General features: G+C 72.1%; 11 protein-coding genes. 5 read left to right on the forward strand and 6 right to left on the reverse strand.

Annotated features, from left to right (window positions below; all coding sequences use genetic code 11):
• Positions 1 to 2 precede the first annotated feature (2 nt).
• Complete coding sequence (locus ACY34M_RS03705) at positions 3 to 3,317, forward strand: BTAD domain-containing putative transcriptional regulator (protein WP_462717578.1); 3,315 nt, start codon at positions 3 to 5, stop codon at positions 3,315 to 3,317.
• Between the two features lie 54 nt (positions 3,318 to 3,371).
• Here ACY34M_RS03705 and ACY34M_RS03710 read toward each other — a convergent pair whose 3' ends face one another.
• From ACY34M_RS03710 to panB, 3 genes are all read right to left on the reverse strand, one after another.
• A complete protein-coding gene (locus ACY34M_RS03710; RefSeq protein WP_462717579.1) occupies positions 3,372 to 4,208 on the reverse strand; it encodes an ABC transporter permease in 837 nt (278 codons plus the stop codon).
• On the reverse strand, positions 4,205 to 5,227 hold the full coding sequence (locus tag ACY34M_RS03715; RefSeq protein WP_462717580.1) for an ATP-binding cassette domain-containing protein: 1,023 nt from the start codon (positions 5,225 to 5,227) through the stop codon (positions 4,205 to 4,207). The genes ACY34M_RS03710 and ACY34M_RS03715 overlap by 4 nt, the downstream gene beginning before the upstream one ends.
• A 336-nt stretch (positions 5,228 to 5,563) precedes the next feature.
• Positions 5,564 to 6,460: a 3-methyl-2-oxobutanoate hydroxymethyltransferase gene (gene panB, locus ACY34M_RS03720; protein ID WP_462717581.1), complete on the reverse strand. Its 897-nt coding sequence runs from the start codon at positions 6,458 to 6,460 to the stop codon at positions 5,564 to 5,566.
• 183 nt (positions 6,461 to 6,643) lie between these two features.
• On the opposite strand from panB, the gene ACY34M_RS03725 reads away from it, so the two are divergent.
• From ACY34M_RS03725 to ACY34M_RS03740, 4 genes are all read left to right on the forward strand, one after another.
• Positions 6,644 to 8,251, forward strand: a complete 1,608-nt coding sequence (locus tag ACY34M_RS03725; protein ID WP_462717582.1) for a DHA2 family efflux MFS transporter permease subunit — start codon at positions 6,644 to 6,646, stop codon at positions 8,249 to 8,251.
• A 118-nt stretch (positions 8,252 to 8,369) separates the two neighbouring features.
• The gene (locus ACY34M_RS03730) at positions 8,370 to 9,038 is read left to right on the forward strand and encodes a TetR/AcrR family transcriptional regulator (protein ID WP_462717726.1); all 669 of its coding nucleotides are present in this window, start codon (positions 8,370 to 8,372) and stop codon (positions 9,036 to 9,038) included.
• A gap of 162 nt (positions 9,039 to 9,200) precedes the next feature.
• Complete coding sequence (locus ACY34M_RS03735; RefSeq protein ID WP_462717583.1) at positions 9,201 to 10,220, forward strand: endonuclease/exonuclease/phosphatase family protein; 1,020 nt, start codon at positions 9,201 to 9,203, stop codon at positions 10,218 to 10,220.
• 117 nt (positions 10,221 to 10,337) lie between these two features.
• Complete coding sequence (locus ACY34M_RS03740; RefSeq protein WP_462717584.1) at positions 10,338 to 11,555, forward strand: MFS transporter; 1,218 nt, start codon at positions 10,338 to 10,340, stop codon at positions 11,553 to 11,555.
• Positions 11,556 to 11,601: 46 nt separating this feature from the next.
• Here the strand turns inward: ACY34M_RS03740 and ACY34M_RS03745 are convergent, their stop codons facing one another.
• The 3 genes from ACY34M_RS03745 to ACY34M_RS03755 form a co-directional block, all read right to left on the reverse strand.
• Positions 11,602 to 13,248, reverse strand: coding sequence for a multicopper oxidase family protein (locus ACY34M_RS03745; RefSeq protein WP_462717585.1), 1,647 nt, complete (start codon positions 13,246 to 13,248; stop codon positions 11,602 to 11,604).
• 69 nt (positions 13,249 to 13,317) lie between these two features.
• Complete coding sequence (locus ACY34M_RS03750; RefSeq protein ID WP_462717586.1) at positions 13,318 to 13,740, reverse strand: DUF6153 family protein; 423 nt, start codon at positions 13,738 to 13,740, stop codon at positions 13,318 to 13,320.
• A 111-nt stretch (positions 13,741 to 13,851) separates the two neighbouring features.
• Positions 13,852 to 15,783, reverse strand: coding sequence for a S53 family peptidase (locus tag ACY34M_RS03755; protein WP_462717587.1), 1,932 nt, complete (start codon positions 15,781 to 15,783; stop codon positions 13,852 to 13,854).
• Between the last annotated feature and the right edge of the window lie 168 nt (positions 15,784 to 15,951).

Here is a 15,951-nt window from a genome sequence, read left to right on the forward strand (position 1 = left end):
ACGTGCGCTACCGCATCCTCGGCACCACCCGGGCACTCCGCGACGACGGCACGGCCGTCCCCGTCGGCGGGGCGCGGCTGCGCGCGCTGCTCACGGCGCTCGCGCTGCGGCCCGGCCGCGCCGTACCCGCCGCGTTCCTCGTCGACGAGGTGTGGGGCGACGAACCGCCCGCGGACGCGCCGGGCGCGCTACAAGCGCTGGTCGGGCGGCTGCGCAGAGCCCTGGGGGCCGGGGCGATCACCTCCACCGATGGCGGCTACCGGCTCGCCGCCGCCGCGGACGACGTCGACCTGTTCCGCTTCGAGCGACTGACCGGGGACGGGGTGCGGGCCCTCGCGGACGGGGACCCGGCCAAGGCGCTCGACCCGCTCGACGACGCGCTCGCGCTGTGGCGGGGGCCCGCCCTCGCCGATCTTCCGGACCGGTCGACCGAGGCCACCCGCTGGGACACCCGCCACCTCGACGCCCGCCGCACCCGCCTCGCCGCGCACCTGGCGCTCGGGCACGCGGCCGAGATCCTGCCGGAGCTGACGGCGCTGTGCGAGGCGCATCCGCTGGACGAGCCGTTGCAGGTGTTGCGGTTGCGGGCGTTGCGCTCGGCGGGGCGGGCGGCGGAAGCGTTGGTGGCGTACGAGGGGGTGCGGCGGGAGCTTTCCGAGAGCCTCGGTACGGATCCGGGGCCGGAACTTCGGGCGTTGCACGAGGAGTTGTTGGCGCCCGCCGCGCCTACGCCGCGGGGCTCCGCCCCGGACCCCGCGCCTCAATCGCCGGCGGGGCTTGATGTGAGGGCCCCGGCCGTCCCCGGTAACCTCCGCGCCCGGCTCACCTCGTTCGTCGGGCGGGGCGGCGACCTCGACGCCATCCGTGCCGACCTCGCCCGCGTACGGCTTGTCACCCTGCTCGGGCCCGGCGGCGCCGGAAAGACACGGCTGTCGCAGGAGGCCGCCGAGGGGCTGCCCACCGCCCCGGACGGGGTGTGGCTCGCCGAGCTCGCCCCGGTCGGCGACCCCGCCGCGGTGCCGGAGGCGGTCGTCGGCGCCCTCGGTGCCCGGGAAACCGTGCTGCGCGGCGCCGGCGCCGAGGAACTCCGCGTCGCGGGCGACCGGCAGGGCGACACCCCGCTCGCGCGCCTCGTGGAGCACTGCGAGGGCCGCCGCCTGCTCCTGATCCTCGACAACTGCGAGCACGTCGTCGACGCGGCCGCCGCACTCGCCGAGGACCTCCTCGCCCACTGCCCCGGCGTCACGATCCTGGCCACGAGCCGCGAACCCCTCGGCGTACCGGGCGAATCGCTGTATCCGGTGGAACCGCTCCCGGAGCCGTACGCGCTGCGCCTGTTCGGCGAGCGCGCCGCCGCCGTGCGCCCCGGCTTCACGGTGGACGAGTCCGAGGAGACCACGGCGGCCGTCGGCGAGATCTGCCGCCGCCTCGACGGCCTCCCGCTCGCCATCGAACTCGCCGCGGCCCGGCTCCGGATGCTCACGCCCCGCCAGATCGCCGACCGCCTCGACGACCGCTTCCGGCTCCTCACCTCCGGCGCCCGCACCGCCCTGCCCCGCCAGCAGACGCTCCGCGCGGTCGTCGACTGGTCGTGGGACCTGCTCGACGCGCCCGAGCGCGACACCCTCGCCCGGCTCTCCGTGTTCAGCGGCGGCTGCGACCTGCCCGCCGCCGAGGCGGTCTGCGGCCCGGACGCCCTCGACACGCTCGCCTCCCTCGTCGACAAGTCCCTCGTGGTCGCCGCCCCCGAGGACGACGGCGGCGGCATGCGCTACCGGCTCCTCGAAACCGTCTCCGAGTACGCGGGCGACCGCCTCGACGAGTCCGGCGACCGCGCGGGCGCCGAGCGCGCCCACCTCACGTACTACCGCGAACTCGCCCGCACCACCGACCCGTTGCTCCGCGGCCGCGGCCAGCGCGCGGCCGTCGCCACGATCGAGCGGGACTACGAGAACCTGCGCACGGCGCTGCGGCACGCGGTCGCCGCCCGCGACGAGCAGGAGGCGTTCAGCCTGGTGCTCTCCCTGGCCTGGTTCTGGCAGATGCGGGACCTGCGCACCGACGCCCGTACGTGGACGGGGGAGGCCGCGGCGCTCGGCCCCGACCCGTTCGCGGGGCCGGGACACCCCGCCCCGCCGATCCACCAGCGCTGCACCGACGTCCCGCCCCCGCTGACCGGCGAGCTCTTCGAAGAGGCACGCCGCCAGGTCCACCTGTGCCGGCTCGGCTACATGGACATGGAGATGGACCACTGGCAGACGCAGGCCGCGCAGGACCGGCTCCAGTCCGTCATCGAGACCTACCGCGCCGACCTCCCGCAGGCCTGCCGCCCGCCCGGCAACATCTGGTACTTCGCCGTCCTGATGACCGGCGACATGGACCGGCTGCAGCGGCTCGCCGACGTGTCCACCCGGACCTGCCGCGAACTCGGCTACGACTGGGAACTGGCCCTCATGCTCCAGATGCGGGCCAACATCTTCGCCAACCGCACGGAATGGGCCGACGCCGGGCTCGCGGACGCTGACGAGTCGCTGGCCCTGTTCCGCCGGCTCGGCGACGAGTGGGGCACGGCCGAGGCGCTGTCCGCGCGCGGCGAGGCGTACGAGAAGCTCGGCCGGTACGAGGACGCCGCCGAGGACTATCTGCGCGCCCGCGAGGTCGCGCGGAGCATGGGCGCCCACTCCCAGTCGGCGATCCTCACGGTCCGGCTCGGGCAGGCGCGGATCGAGCAGGGGGCGACCGAGGAGGGCGAGGCGCTGCTGTGGGAGTCCCTCGCGGACGGGCACCGGCACACCAACGAGTCCCGGCCCGCCGCCCGCCTCTTCCTCGTCTCCCATCTCGCCCTGCTCGGCCGCACCGCCGAGGCCCGCGAGCAACTCGCGCTGCTGCGGGCAGAGTTCAAGGTGGCGCAGATCGGCTTCTTCCACGGCATGACGGTCGGTATGGAGGCGATGATCGACGTCGTCGACGGGCACGCCGCCGACGCCGTCACGCATGTGCGCGACTGCCTCGACATCGCCCGCGACCCGCTGTCCGCGCTCGTCATGCCGCAACTGGTGGGGCTGCACCTGTGTACGGCGGCGCGGGCCGTCGCCCAGCGCGGCGGGGCCGGCGACGCGGTGACCGCCGCCCGGCTGATGGGTGCCTCCGACGCGGCGACGCCCGAGGGCCACAAGCCGGCCCTCCTGGAACGAAAATGGCGCGCGGACACCGAGACCGATGTCCGCGCGCTGCTCGACGAGGAGACGTACGACCGGGCACACGCGGAGGGCGGCGGCCTCTCCGTGGAGGAGGCCACCGCCCTGCTGGACGACTGACGACTGACGCGGATCGACGGGGGAGGCTCGCCCGGCCCCGCTGTGCCGACCGGTTCAGGCCTGCTTCGTGAACTTGCGGATCGCGACCGGCGCCATGACCGCGGTGAGCAGCACCGACCAGCCGAGCGTCATCCACACGTCGTGGGCGGCGGGGCCGCCGGTCATCAGGCCGCGGCAGGCGTCCGCGAGGTTCGACATCGGGTTGTAGTCCGTGAAGGACTGCAGCCAGCCCGGCATCGACTGGGTCGGCGCGAAGATCGACGAACCGAACTGCAGCGGCATCATCACCAGGAAGCCCATGGCCTGCACGGCCTGCGCGGTCTTCATGGTGACGCCGAGCGTCAGGAAGATCCACATGATGGAGGAGCCGAACAGCGCGGTCAGACCGATCGCGCCGAACAGGCCCGCCCAGTTGGTGATGTCGAAGCCGACGAGCAGCGCGACGATCAGCAGGATCGTGGTGGCGACGAGCAGCCTCAGCAGCTCGACGGAGACCTTGGCCATGAGGACCGATCCGCGCCCGATGGGCAGCGTACGGAAGCGGTCCATGATGCCCTTGTGGAAGTCCTCGTTGAAGCCGGTGCCGACGCCCTGCGCGATGTTCATGCTCATCATCGCGATCATGCCGGGGATCACGTACTGCACGTACGCGTCCTGGCCGCCGCCCATCGAGGCGCCGATGGAGCCGCCGAAGACGTACACGAACAGCAGGGTGAAGACGATCGGCATGAGGACCGCGTCGAACATCGACTCCGGGTCGTTGCGGATCCACAGCAGGTTGCGGCGGACCAGGGCGCCCGTGTGCCGCAGATGGCCGCGCAGGCCGATCTTGGGGTCGGCCTCGACGGTGATCGTGGGGGCCGCGGTGGGGCTGAGGGTGGTGGCACTCATACGGCGGCCTCCTCGAGTTCGGGCCTGGCGTCCTGCGGAGCGGATGCCTTCTGGCCGGTGATGGACAGGAACACCTCGTCCAGGCTGGGCAGTTCGGAGCCGATCGAGGCGATCGTGATGCCGCGCGCGGTGACCGCGCCGACCACGGCGGTGAGCTGCTCGTCGCTGAGCACGGGGACCAGGACGGCCCCGGACTCGGTGTCCACGGTGGTGGTGGCGAGGCCCGTGAGCCCCATGTCGTCTATCGCGTGCGCCAGCGGGCGCAGCTCCAGCGGGTCGGTCGGGCGGATCCGCAGGGTGCGGCCGCCGACCTTCGCCTTGAGGTCCTCGATGCCGCCGGCGGCGATGACCTGGCCGCGGTCGATGACGGTCAGCTCGGAGGCCAGCTGCTCGGCCTCCTCCATGTACTGGGTGGTGAGGAGGACGGTGACGCCGTCGCGCACCATGTTCTGCACTTCCTCCCACACCTCGTTACGGGTACGGGGGTCGAGGCCGGTCGTCGGCTCGTCCAGGTAGAGGACGTGCGGGCGGCCGATCATCGACGCCGCGAGGTCGAGGCGGCGGCGCATACCGCCGGAGTACGTCTTCGCGGGGCGGCCGGCGGCCTCGGTGAGCGAGAACCGCTCAAGGAGCCCGTCGGCCCGGGCCTTGGCGTCCTTGCGGGACAGGTCGAGCAGCCGCCCGATCATGTAGAGATTCTCCCGACCGGAGATCTTCTCGTCGACCGAGGCGTACTGGCCGGTGAGGCCGATCACGCGGCGCAGCTGGCGGGGCTGGCGCACCGCGTCGTAGCCGGCGACGATCGCCGTGCCGGAGTCGGGGGTGATGAGGGTGGACAGGCAGCGCACGAGCGTCGTCTTGCCGGCGCCGTTCGGCCCGAGCACACCCATCACGGTGCCCTCGTGCACGTCCAGGTCCACGCCGTCCAGGGCCTTGGTCTCGCCGTAGTGCTTGACCAGTCCCCGGACCGATACGGCGACCGGCCGGTCGCTTACGGGGTTCTTGTCGATTCGCGTCATGCCCTCAAGCTCCCACCCCCCACCGACAACCCACCGACATCCCCCCGACATGGCGCCTACCGTCACGGTTGCGCGGCACCGGCCGGCGCCGGTAAATCAAGCCCCGCCGGCGATTGAGGCGCGGGGTCCGGGGCGGAGCCCCGATCTTTTCCAGCCCCGCCGGCGATTGAGGCGCGGGGGCCGGGGCGGAGCCCCGTGGCGTGGGGGCGACGCCGCGGCACACACCCACCGGTCGACCCGCGGAGCGCATGGCGCGGCCCGTCGACGGGGGAAGATCGACGGGCCGCGGTCGTACCGGATTGGCTCAGCGGACGGATCGCCCCGCCCGGGCTCGGCTCAGTGCACGGAGTGCTCCTCCTGAGGGAACGTTCCGCCGACAACGTCCTCCGCAAACGCCTTCGCCGCGTCGGACATCACCCCACGCAGCTCCGCGTACTTCTTCACGAACCGCGGCATCTTCCCGCCGGTGAGGCCCATCGCATCCGTCCAGACCAGGACCTGCGCATCCGTACCGGCCCCCGCCCCGATGCCCACGGTCGGGATGTGCAGGGCCCGCGTGACCTCGGCCGCCAGCTCCGCCGGAACCAGCTCGAGGACGACCGCGAACGCACCCGCGTCCTGCACCGCCTTCGCGTCGCGCAGCAACTGCTGGGCCGACTCCTCGCCCCGCCCCTGCACCCGGTAGCCCTGCGTGTTCACGGACTGCGGGGTCAGGCCGATGTGCGCCATGACCGGGATCCCGGCGTCGACAAGGAGCTTGATCTGGGCGTGCGAGCGCTCGCCGCCCTCCAGCTTCACCGCTCCGACCCCGGCCTCCTTCACCAGACGCATCGCCGACCGGAGCGCCTGCGTGGGCCCTTCCTGGTAGGACCCGAAGGGCAGGTCGCCGACGATCAGGGCGCGGGACGTGCCCCGTACCACCGCCGCCGACAGCATCACCATCTGGTCCATGGTCACCGGCACCGTCGTGTCGTACCCGAGGTGGCAGTTGCCCGCCGAGTCGCCGACCAGCATCACGGGAATCCCGGCCTCGTCGAAGACCGACGCCGTCATCGCGTCGTAGGCGGTGAGCATGGGCCACTTCTCGCCCCGCTCCTTGGCGAGCCCGATGTCCCGCGTGGTGACCCGCCGCGTGCCCTTGCCCCCGTACAACGCGGTGGACTTCTGGGCAGCCTGTGCGGCCTGCGCGCTCTGTGTGTTCTGGGCAGCCGAAAGCTCTGTGGGTTGCGTCATCGCAACGGCTCCATTCATGTCGTCTCGAGGCACCCTCACGGCGTCCCCGGATCACCTCCATGGTGGCACCGCGTGCCGCTCCCGCGCCAGGCCCCCCGTCCGCCGGTAAAGCCTCGGCAAGGCTTTCCGCGATGCTTTCAATACGAGACGGTTCCGTATCGAAATGGGTCTAGGGTCGGGTCCATGACCACTCCTGCCGCCCCCGAGGACTCCCGGGCTCCCCGGATAGCCGAGTCCGTGCACCGCCGCCGCTGGGTGATCCTCGGCGTGCTCATGCTGAGCCTGCTGATCGTCGTCCTCGACAACTCGATCCTGAACGTCGCCATAAAGACGATCTCGACGCCCGAACCGGTCGGCCTCGGCGCCTCGCAGAGCGAACTCGAGTGGGCCATCAACGCGTACACGCTCGTCTTCGCGGGCCTGCTGTTCACGGCCGGACTGCTCGGCGACCGCATCGGCCGCAAGAAGGTCCTCATCGGCGGCCTCATCGTGTTCGGCATCGGCTCCGCGCTCGCCGCCGAGTCCGGCACGCCGGCCCAACTCGTCGCGTTCCGCGCGGTGATGGGCCTCGGTGCCGCCTTCGTCATGCCCGCCACGCTCGCCGTCCTGATGAACGTCTTCGAGCGCGACGAGCAGCCGAAGGCCATCGGTATCTGGGCCGGCGGCGTCGGCCTCGCCATCGCCATCGGGCCGATCACCGGCGGTCTGCTCCTCGACCACTTCTGGTGGGGTTCGGTCTTCCTCGTGAACGTACCGATCGTGATCGTCGCCGTGCTGCTGATGCTCGCGCTCGTGCCCGACTCCAGGGACCCCAAGCCCGGCCGAATCGACCTCATCGGCGTCGTGCTCTCCATCGTCGGACTCGTGCTGCTCGTCTACGGCATCATCAAGGGCGGCGACGAGGGCGACTTCACCGGCGCCCGGGTGCTCGCCACCATCGCCGCGGGCCTCGCCGTCCTGGTCGCCTTCGTGCTGTACGAGAAGCGCAGCGACCACCCGTCGTTCGACATGAACTACTTCAAGAACAAGGTGTTCTCGGCCGCCATGGCCGGTATCGCGCTCGTCTTCTTCGCGATGATGGGCGTCACGTTCTTCGCGTCCTTCTACATCCAGAGCGTGCGCGGCTACTCGCCGCTGCAGACCGGCGCGTTCCTGCTGCCGCTCGCCGCCGCCCAGCTGATCTTCGCGCCGCGCGCCCGGCTCGTCGTCGACCGGCTCGGCGTCCGCGTCACGACGACCGGGGGACTGCTGCTGCTCGCGGCCATGCTCGCCGCGTTCACCCTGCTCGACCAGGACACCCCGATCTGGGTCATGGAGGTCATCTTCTTCTTCATGGGTACGGGCATGGCCCACGTCATGACGCCGACCAGCGTCGTGATCATGCAGGCGCTGCCGCGCGAGAAGGCGGGTTCGGCCTCCGCGCTCAGCAATACGTTCCGGCAGGTCGGCGGCGCGCTCGGGATTGCCGTGCTCGGCTCGGTGCTGTCCACCGCGTACAAGAACGGGATCGAGGACCAGCTGCTGCCGCTGCCCGCCGGGCTGCGCGACGCGGCGGGCGCGTCCATCGAGGCGACGCTCGGTGTCGCCGAGAAGCTGGGGCCGCGCGGCGAGGCGCTGGTCGGGGCGGCCAACGACTCCTTCGTGCACGCCATGCACATCACCGCGCTGTGCGGTGCGGGCGTCGCCGTGCTCAGCGCCGTCCTCACCGGCCTCTTCCTGCCGCGCAAGCCCAAGGGCCCGCCCGCCGAGCACAGCGGCGAGCAGCCTGAGAAGGTCGGTGCGGGCCACTGATCCGCCACTGACCTGCTGATTGAGAGAATGCGCCGGGGCCGGCCGCAGGGCTCGGCCCCCGGGGCGCGGTGAAAGGCGGAGTGCGGTGGACGCGGGCACGGAACGGGCCGAGCGGCAGGTGCGGCAGCGAAGGGCCGCCGGGACCCCGGAGCCGTCCGCCCCCGCGCGGGGGCGTCCGCGCAGCGAGGCCGTCGAGCAGGCGATCATCGAGGGCGTCATCCAGCTCCTCGAACAGGGCGTGCCCCTGACCGAGCTGTCCATCGAGCGGATCGCCCGCACCGCGGGCGTCGGCAAGGCCACCATCTACCGGCGCTGGAGCGGCAAGGAAGCGCTCTTCGTCGACGTCGTCGCCTCCATCGAGGAGCCCGACCCCGCCGATCTGCCCGGCACCTCGATGCGCGACGACCTCGTCCGGCTCCTGGAGCACATGCGCAGACGGGGCCTGAGCATGCGCACCTCCGCCCTGCTGCACAACGTCCTCGCGCAGATGAAGACGCTGCCGAGGCTCTGGGACGCGTACCAGGAACTCGTCGTGGCCCCCCGGCGGCGCGCGACGCACGACGTGGTGCGGCGCGGGGTCGCCGACGGGGAACTGCCGGCCGGCACGGACGTCGAGTTCGCCGCGGACCTGTTCACCGGGCCGATGCTGCTGCGCACCGTCATGCGGTCCGACGCGCCGCTGGCGGACGACCTGGCCGAGCGGATCGTCGATACGGTGCTGGCGGGGTTGCGGTCGCGGGGCTCCGCCCCGGACCCCGCTGCTCAATCGCCGCAGGGGCTTGAATGATCGTGTGCGGGTTTCGTCACAAGCCGGGGTCCGGCGCCGTCACCCGGAACTCGGGACGCCGCCGCACACGTCCCCCACACCGTAGAGGAACGGAAAGCCGCTGCTCATCGCCTAGTGTTTGGCGGGGGCAGCGGGCACGGCAGGCAGTGAGGCGACGACGGCATGGCGCAGACGTACAAGCGTGGCGACGGCAGCGGATCCGGGACCACCGGACCGGGGGCCCGGTTCCGGCGTCAGGGCGGCCGGCTGCGCGGGGACCGCGGTTACTGGCGGCGCGGGATCGTCCTCGCGGTGCTCGCGATCCTGCTCGCGCTGGTCATGCTGCTGCACGCGCAGATCCCGAACACCGTCGGCAACCTCGGTTCGCTGACCGAGACGTTCCTGCCGTGGCTGGGCGTCTTCATTCCGGTGCTGCTCGTCCTGGGGCTCGTCCGCAGGTCGGCGACCGCGGTGATCGCGGTGCTGGCCCCGGCGATCGTCTGGTTCAACCTGTTCGGCGGGCTGCTCACCGACAAGACGGGCAGCGGCGGCGACCTGACCGTCGTCACCCACAACGTCAACGCCGAGAACTCCGACCCGGCCGCCACCGCGAAGGACGTTGCCGCGTCCGGCGCGCAGGTCGTCGCCCTGGAGGAGGTGACGGCGCAGGCGCTGCCGACGTACCGGGACACGCTCGCGAAGACGTACCCGTACCACGCGGTCAAGGGCACGGTCGGGCTGTGGAGCAAGTACCCGCTCTCGGACACCCGGTCCGTCGACATCAAGCTGGGCTGGACGCGGGCGCTGCGCACGACCGTCGCCACCCCGCACGGCAAGGTCGCGGCGTACGTCGCCCACCTGCCGTCGGTGCGGGTGAAGGTCAACTCCGGGTTCACCGCGAGCCAGCGCGACGAGAGCGCGGACGCGCTCGGCGAGGCGATCGCCGACGAGCCGCTGGACAAGGTGGTCCTGCTCGGCGACCTGAACGGCACGATGAACGACCGCGCCCTGAACGGGGTCACCGCCCAGATGCGCTCCACGCAGGGCGCGGCGGGCAGCGGCTTCGGGTTCAGCTGGCCGGCCGCGTTCCCGATGGCCCGGATCGACCAGATCATGGTGAAGGGTGTGGAGCCGGTCACGTCGTGGACGCTGCCGCGGACCGGGAGCGACCACCTGCCGATCGCGGCCCGGGTCGACTTGTGACGTTCAGCGGTTCACCGCTCGTCACGGGGCTTTAACCTCACGGAATAGTCGGCGCGCGAGGCTTTGTTCCGTACGTAAACTTACGTACTTACGCCCTCGCTACACGAAAGTTCCCTCATGCCCCTCGCCCTGCTCGCGCTCGCCGTGGGCGCCTTCGGCATCGGCACGACCGAGTTCGTCATCATGGGCCTGCTGCCCAATGTCGCCGACGACCTGCACATCTCGATCCCGTCTGCCGGACACCTCGTCTCCGCGTACGCGCTCGGAGTGGTCATCGGCGCGCCGCTGCTCGCCGCGGTCACCGCGCGGATGCCGCGCCGCCGCGTCCTCATCGGTCTGATGGCGCTGTTCGTCGTCGGCAACGCGGTCTCGGCCGCGGCCCCCGACTACCACTCGCTCATGCTCGCCCGCTTCGTCAGCGGGCTGCCGCACGGGGCGTTCTTCGGCGTCGGCGCGGTGGTGGCGACGTCCCTCGTCGCGCCGGAGCGCAAGGCCCGCTCGGTCTCGCTGATGTTCCTCGGCCTGACCATCGCCAACGTCGTGGGCGTGCCCGCCGCGACCGCGATGGGGCAGCAGCTGGGCTGGCGCGCCACGTTCCTCGCGGTCAGCGCGATCGGGCTCGTCGCGATCGCGGCGCTGGTGGCGCTGGTCCCCGCCGACCACGGCCACGGGACGGCCGCCGCCGGTCTGCGCGGCGAACTGCGCGCCCTGAAGTCGCTGCCGGTGTGGCTCGCGCTCGGCACCACGGTCGCCGGATTCGGGGCGCTCTTCGCGGCGTACAGCTACATCACGCCGATGCTCACGGACGCGGCGGGCTACGCGGAGGCATCCGTGACCCTGCTCCTCGCGCTCTTCGGCATCGGCGCCACCATCGGCAACCTCATGGGCGGCCGCCTCGCGGACCACTCCCTGCGCCGCACCCTCTTCGGCGGCCTGCTCTCACTGGCCGTGGTCCTGTCCCTGTTCCCGCTCCTGATGCGTACGGAGTGGAGCGCGGCGCTCGCGGTCTTCCTCCTCGGCATGGCGGCGTTCACGACGGGCTCCCCGCTCCAGCTCATCGTGATGGAGAAGGCCTCCGCGGCCCCCTCCCTGGCCTCCTCCGCCAACCAGGCCGCCTTCAACCTGGCCAACGCCGGCGGCGCCTGGATCGGCGGCCTGGCCCTCGCCGCGGGCTTCGGCGTCACCTCCCCGGCGACGGCCGGCGCGGCCCTGGCGGTCCTCGGCCTGGGCGTCGCATCGGTGGCGTACGCGGTGGACCGCGGGCGTGCCTCGGTGGCACCGGGGCGGCTGGTGGCCTCGCACGTGCCGGTGGAGCAGGAGACGGTGCGGCACTGACGGGCGGGGCACACGCGTGTGCCCCGCCCTCCGTCGTGCGTGCGGGTCAGCTCCGGTAGCCCAGCACCGTCATCATGCCCGCCTCCGAGTGGTACACGTTGTGGCAGTGGACCATCCACAGGCCGGGGTTGTCCGCGTCGAAGTCGGCCGTCAGGGTGCGGTTCGGCAGGACGATCGCCGTGTCCTTGCGGGGGCCGTTCGGCAGGGAGAACGTGTGGCCGTGCAGGTGGACCGGGTGCCACATCGACGTCGAGTTGGCGAAGACCAGGCGGACCCGCTCGCCCGCGCGCACCGGGTAGCGCTCGCCCGGGTCGTACGGCTTCTTGTTGAACGCCCAGTCGTACTCGGCCATCCCGCCGGTCAGCCGGAGCCTGATCGTGCGGTCCGGCTTGCGGGAGGAGAGGGCCACCGAGTCGTCCGGGCGGAGCTTGTCCGCCGTGAGGAGGCGGCCCTCCAGCTCCCTGGGGCGGGACGTGGCCTTCGGCGTCGCACCCGAGCCCGTCCGCAGCACCGCGAGCCCCGACGCCTGCTTGCCCTCCGCCAGCGCCGTCAGCGGGAACACCCCGTCGCCCGCCGTGACCAGCACGTCGTACCGCTCACCCATCCCGAGCAGCAACGCCTCCGTCTTCGCGTGCCGCACCGGGAAGCCGTCCGTGTGCGTCACCGTCATCTCGTGGCCGCCGAGCGCGACGCGGAACGCCGTGTCGCCGCCCGCGTTGACGAACCGGATCCGGATGCGGTCACCGGGGCGGGCCCTGAAGGATGAAGGAGCCGTCGCCGTACGGCCGTTGACCAGGTAGTGCGGGTACTTCACGTCCCCCGCGTCACCGCCCAGCAGCTCGCTCTTCGCGCCCATCATCATGCGGGACGGGCCGTCCGCCGAGGGCGCGGGGGACTCCTCGGAGCGCATCGACATGCCTTCCATCCCCGGCATGTCATGGCCGGAGTGACCGGAGTGACCGCCGCTCGAACCGCCGGAACCGTCCCCGTGGTCCATCCCCGACCGCAGCTCATCGAGCACCGCGTCCGGCGTCGAGCCGGCCACCCCGTCGACCCAGTCGTCGAGGACGACCACCCACTCCTTGTCGTAGGAGAGCGGCTCCTTCGGGTCCTCCACGATCAGCGGCGCGTACAGACCGCGGTCCTGCTGCGTGCCGGAGTGCGGGTGGAACCAGTACGTGCCGGGGTGCGCCACCTTGAAGCGGTACGTGAAGTCGGCGCCCGGCGCGACGGACCTCTGCGTCAGGCCCGGTACGCCGTCCATGTCGTTGCGCAGCGCGATGCCGTGCCAGTGCATCGACGTGGGCTCGGGGAGGTGGTTGGCGAGGGTGAGGTCGAGCGTGTCGCCCGCAGTGACCCTGACCTCCTCGCCGGGCAGCTCGCCGCCGTACGACCAGGACGTGACGGTGCGGTCGCCCAGGTCGAGCCGGGTCGCGGCGGCCGTGAGCCGGACCTCGCGGACCCGGCCGTCGGCGCCGCGCTTCTTCTCGGCGGCGGCGACCTCCTTGCCCGCCGGGTCGACGTAGCCGCCGGGTGCGGCGCCGGAACCGCCGTGGCCGCCGTGGGCGGAAGAGCCGGAGGAACCGGAGGAGCCGGAGGAGCAGGCGGCCAGGGTGCCTGTGCCCGCCACGGCGATCGCCGCGCTCAGCAGCGTCCGCCGGGCCGGGGCATGCGGAAGGGATTGCTTGCGCATGGGTGAGTACCTCAACTGTCGGTGGTGATGGATGCGGTGCGATTCAGGCGCGCGAACTCGTGCGCAGGCCTAAATGCGCAACACCGACAGCCGGGAGAGAACTCTTCGCGGCGGGGGCGGGTTGGGGTGCTGGGCGAAGGACAGTCCGCGGGCGCGCGGTCCCGGTGCCGCCGCCACGAGCAGCGGGCGCAGCACCGCCACCGTCAGCAACAGCAGCGTGAACGAGCCCAGCACCGCGAGGCACACGTTCAACGGGTCCATGCCGCCGTGACCGGGGGAGCCGGGGCGCTCGTGAACGGTGGTGGCGGTGCTGTGCGGTGAGCCGTGCCCGGCCATCGCGACGTGCGCGCCCGGCATCGGCATCGCCCCGTCGTGCCCCGGCCCGTGCCCCGACGGATGCCCCAGAGTGTGCATCCCCACGACCCCGAGGAGCAGCGCGGCGAACAGCAGCAACCGCTGCCACCGCCCGGTGCCGCCCCGCGTCCTCGCCATGCCCCGCACCTTACCCCCACCGGGTATCCCGCGACGCGCGGCCTCCCCGCGGAACGGAGCCCTGGGCCCCGGCGGCGGGCGAGCGCCCACCCGCCGCCGGGGCGTCCTCGGTCAGCGGCGGTACGAGTTCACGTAACCCGGAGCCGGCGAGCCGACCCCCGTCACGTCGTCGTAGCCCCTGACGGCCTTCAGGGAGGCGTCCTTGCCGAGGCTGCGCACCGAGGTGAGCAGGCCCTCCGACGCGTCGTAGCTGTTGGCGTAGTCGACGCGGACCACGGCGAGGTCCTTGCCGGTGGGCTTGTCCACCACGTCGTGGTACTTCGCCGTGCCGTACCGGTCGTAGATCGCCGGGTTGGCGAAGCCGAGCGACCTGCCGCCGCCCGTCTGCTGCGCGAGCGCCTGTACGCCCGCGACGACCGGCGCGGCGAGCGAGGTGCCGCCGATGCGGTACTCGTCGTAGCCCAGCGAACCGTCCGGCAGGGTCTGCGTCTGGCCGACCAGGAAGCCGGTGTTCGGGTCGGCGATCGCGGAGATGTCCGGGACGACGCGGTTCACGCCGCCGTTGGCCTTCGCCAGCGCGTCCGGCACGACGCCCTTCTGGTAGTCGGGCTGCGCCACCGTCCTGCTGGTGCCGCCGCCCGCGCCGGAGGTGTACGCGCCGGGGAAGTCGGTCCAACTCTTGCCGTCCGCCGACAGGTTGGACTTCAACGTGCCCCAGCCGGTCTCCCACTGGTACCGGTCTCCCTTGCCGACGGCCAGCGACGTACCGCCGACCGCGGTCACCCACGCCGAGTTGGCGGGCGTGTCGACCTGCTTCGTACCCGTCGACGCGACGTTGTCGCCGTTGTCGCCGGACGAGAAGTAGAAGCCGATGCCCTCGACGGCGCCCAGCTGGAACACCTGGTCGTACGCGGCGGCCAGCTCCGGCGTCTGGTTGGCCTCGATGTCGCCCCAGGAGTTGGAGACGATGTCGGCCAGGTGGTTGTCGACGACCTTGCCGAGCGAGTCGAGCAGATCGTCGTCGTAGCAGGAGGACGCGCCCACGTACGTGATGTCCGCGGCCGGGGCCACCGCGTGCACGGCCTCGACGTCGAGGGTCTCCTCGCCGTACCAGCCGGCCGCGTCGCACTCCTTGATCTTCGAGTACTTCTTCGGCAGGACCTGCTTCAGCTGCCCGGTGTTGTACGGCGCGTCACCGTGCTTCTTCGCGTACGTCGCCGCGTCCTTGGCGATGGTCGGCGAGGCGTACGCGTCGGTGATCGCGACCTTGACGCCCTTGCCGCTCGCCTTGCCGGCGCCGTACGCGGCCCGCAGCTGCTTGCCCGTGTACCCCTTCGGTGCGTACGGGGCCTTGGTGCCGTACGCGTCCGGGAGCGTGCTCGCGGTCTTCGAGCCGTAGTACGTGGAGAACGGGCCCGCGTTGCGGAACACGGCGCTCGGCGGCGGCAGCTGGTCCTGCTTCGTCGCCCTGTGCGGGGCGCTGTCGAGGCCGGTCACGGTGAGCACGGCGCCGTCGAGGGAGGCCGGGACGGAGGCGGCGGCGGACGGGGCGCGGTAGGTGTGCCCGCCCTTCTTGTAGTCGTGCAGCTCGGTGCCGAAGGCCTTCTCGGCGGCGGCCACGTCGCCCGACACGGACAGGTAGTGCGCGGTGGAGCCGGTCACGGTCAGCCCTGAGGACTTCAGCCAGGCCGTGACCTCGGCTATCTGCTCCTTCGTCGCCCCGAAGCGGCTGCGTGCCTCCTTGGCGCTCAGATACTTCTGGTACTGCTTCGACGACGGGTCGGACACGGCCTTCGCGTACGCGGCGAGGCCCTTGGCGTCCCGGCCCGCGAGGTAGACGCGCGCGCCGACCTTGCCGCCGTCCGCGCTGTCGCCCTTGTCGGCGGCGCCGGTGGCCCACAGCGGTTTGGTGCCGGAGAGGGTGTCGCGGCCGGACTGGGCGTGCGCGGGCGCGGCGAGGGCGAGGGCGCCGGCGAGCAGCGGAAGGGTGGCCGCGAGACTCAGGCCGGCCCGGGTGCGGCGTGCGCCGCGATCGGATCTCATGTGGAACCCCCCTGGTTCGAGGTACTGAGGTACGGAAGAGCACGGACGGGCACGGAAGAGCACGGTGCTGAAGCGCACAGTGCTGAAGTGCACAGTGCTGAAGTGCACGTGTAATGCACACGCAGGGGGCCCACTCTTGCCAACAACCGTTCACGCGGGGGGAATGAG

It is taken from the genome of Streptomyces sp. EDA2-14 (genome assembly GCF_054963755.1).

Coding starts and splice junctions, on each gene's coding strand:
- ACY34M_RS03710 (WP_462717579.1), bottom strand. CDS start 4,208: ATGAGTGCCACCACCCTCAGCCCCACCGCGGCCCCCACGATCACCGTC.
- ACY34M_RS03715 (WP_462717580.1), bottom strand. CDS start 5,227: ATGACGCGAATCGACAAGAACCCCGTAAGCGACCGGCCGGTCGCCGTA.
- panB (WP_462717581.1), bottom strand. CDS start 6,460: ATGACGCAACCCACAGAGCTTTCGGCTGCCCAGAACACACAGAGCGCG.
- ACY34M_RS03725 (WP_462717582.1), top strand. CDS start 6,644: ATGACCACTCCTGCCGCCCCCGAGGACTCCCGGGCTCCCCGGATAGCC.
- ACY34M_RS03735 (WP_462717583.1), top strand. CDS start 9,201: ATGGCGCAGACGTACAAGCGTGGCGACGGCAGCGGATCCGGGACCACC.
- ACY34M_RS03740 (WP_462717584.1), top strand. CDS start 10,338: ATGCCCCTCGCCCTGCTCGCGCTCGCCGTGGGCGCCTTCGGCATCGGC.
- ACY34M_RS03745 (WP_462717585.1), bottom strand. CDS start 13,248: ATGCGCAAGCAATCCCTTCCGCATGCCCCGGCCCGGCGGACGCTGCTG.
- ACY34M_RS03750 (WP_462717586.1), bottom strand. CDS start 13,740: ATGGCGAGGACGCGGGGCGGCACCGGGCGGTGGCAGCGGTTGCTGCTG.
- ACY34M_RS03755 (WP_462717587.1), bottom strand. CDS start 15,783: ATGAGATCCGATCGCGGCGCACGCCGCACCCGGGCCGGCCTGAGTCTC.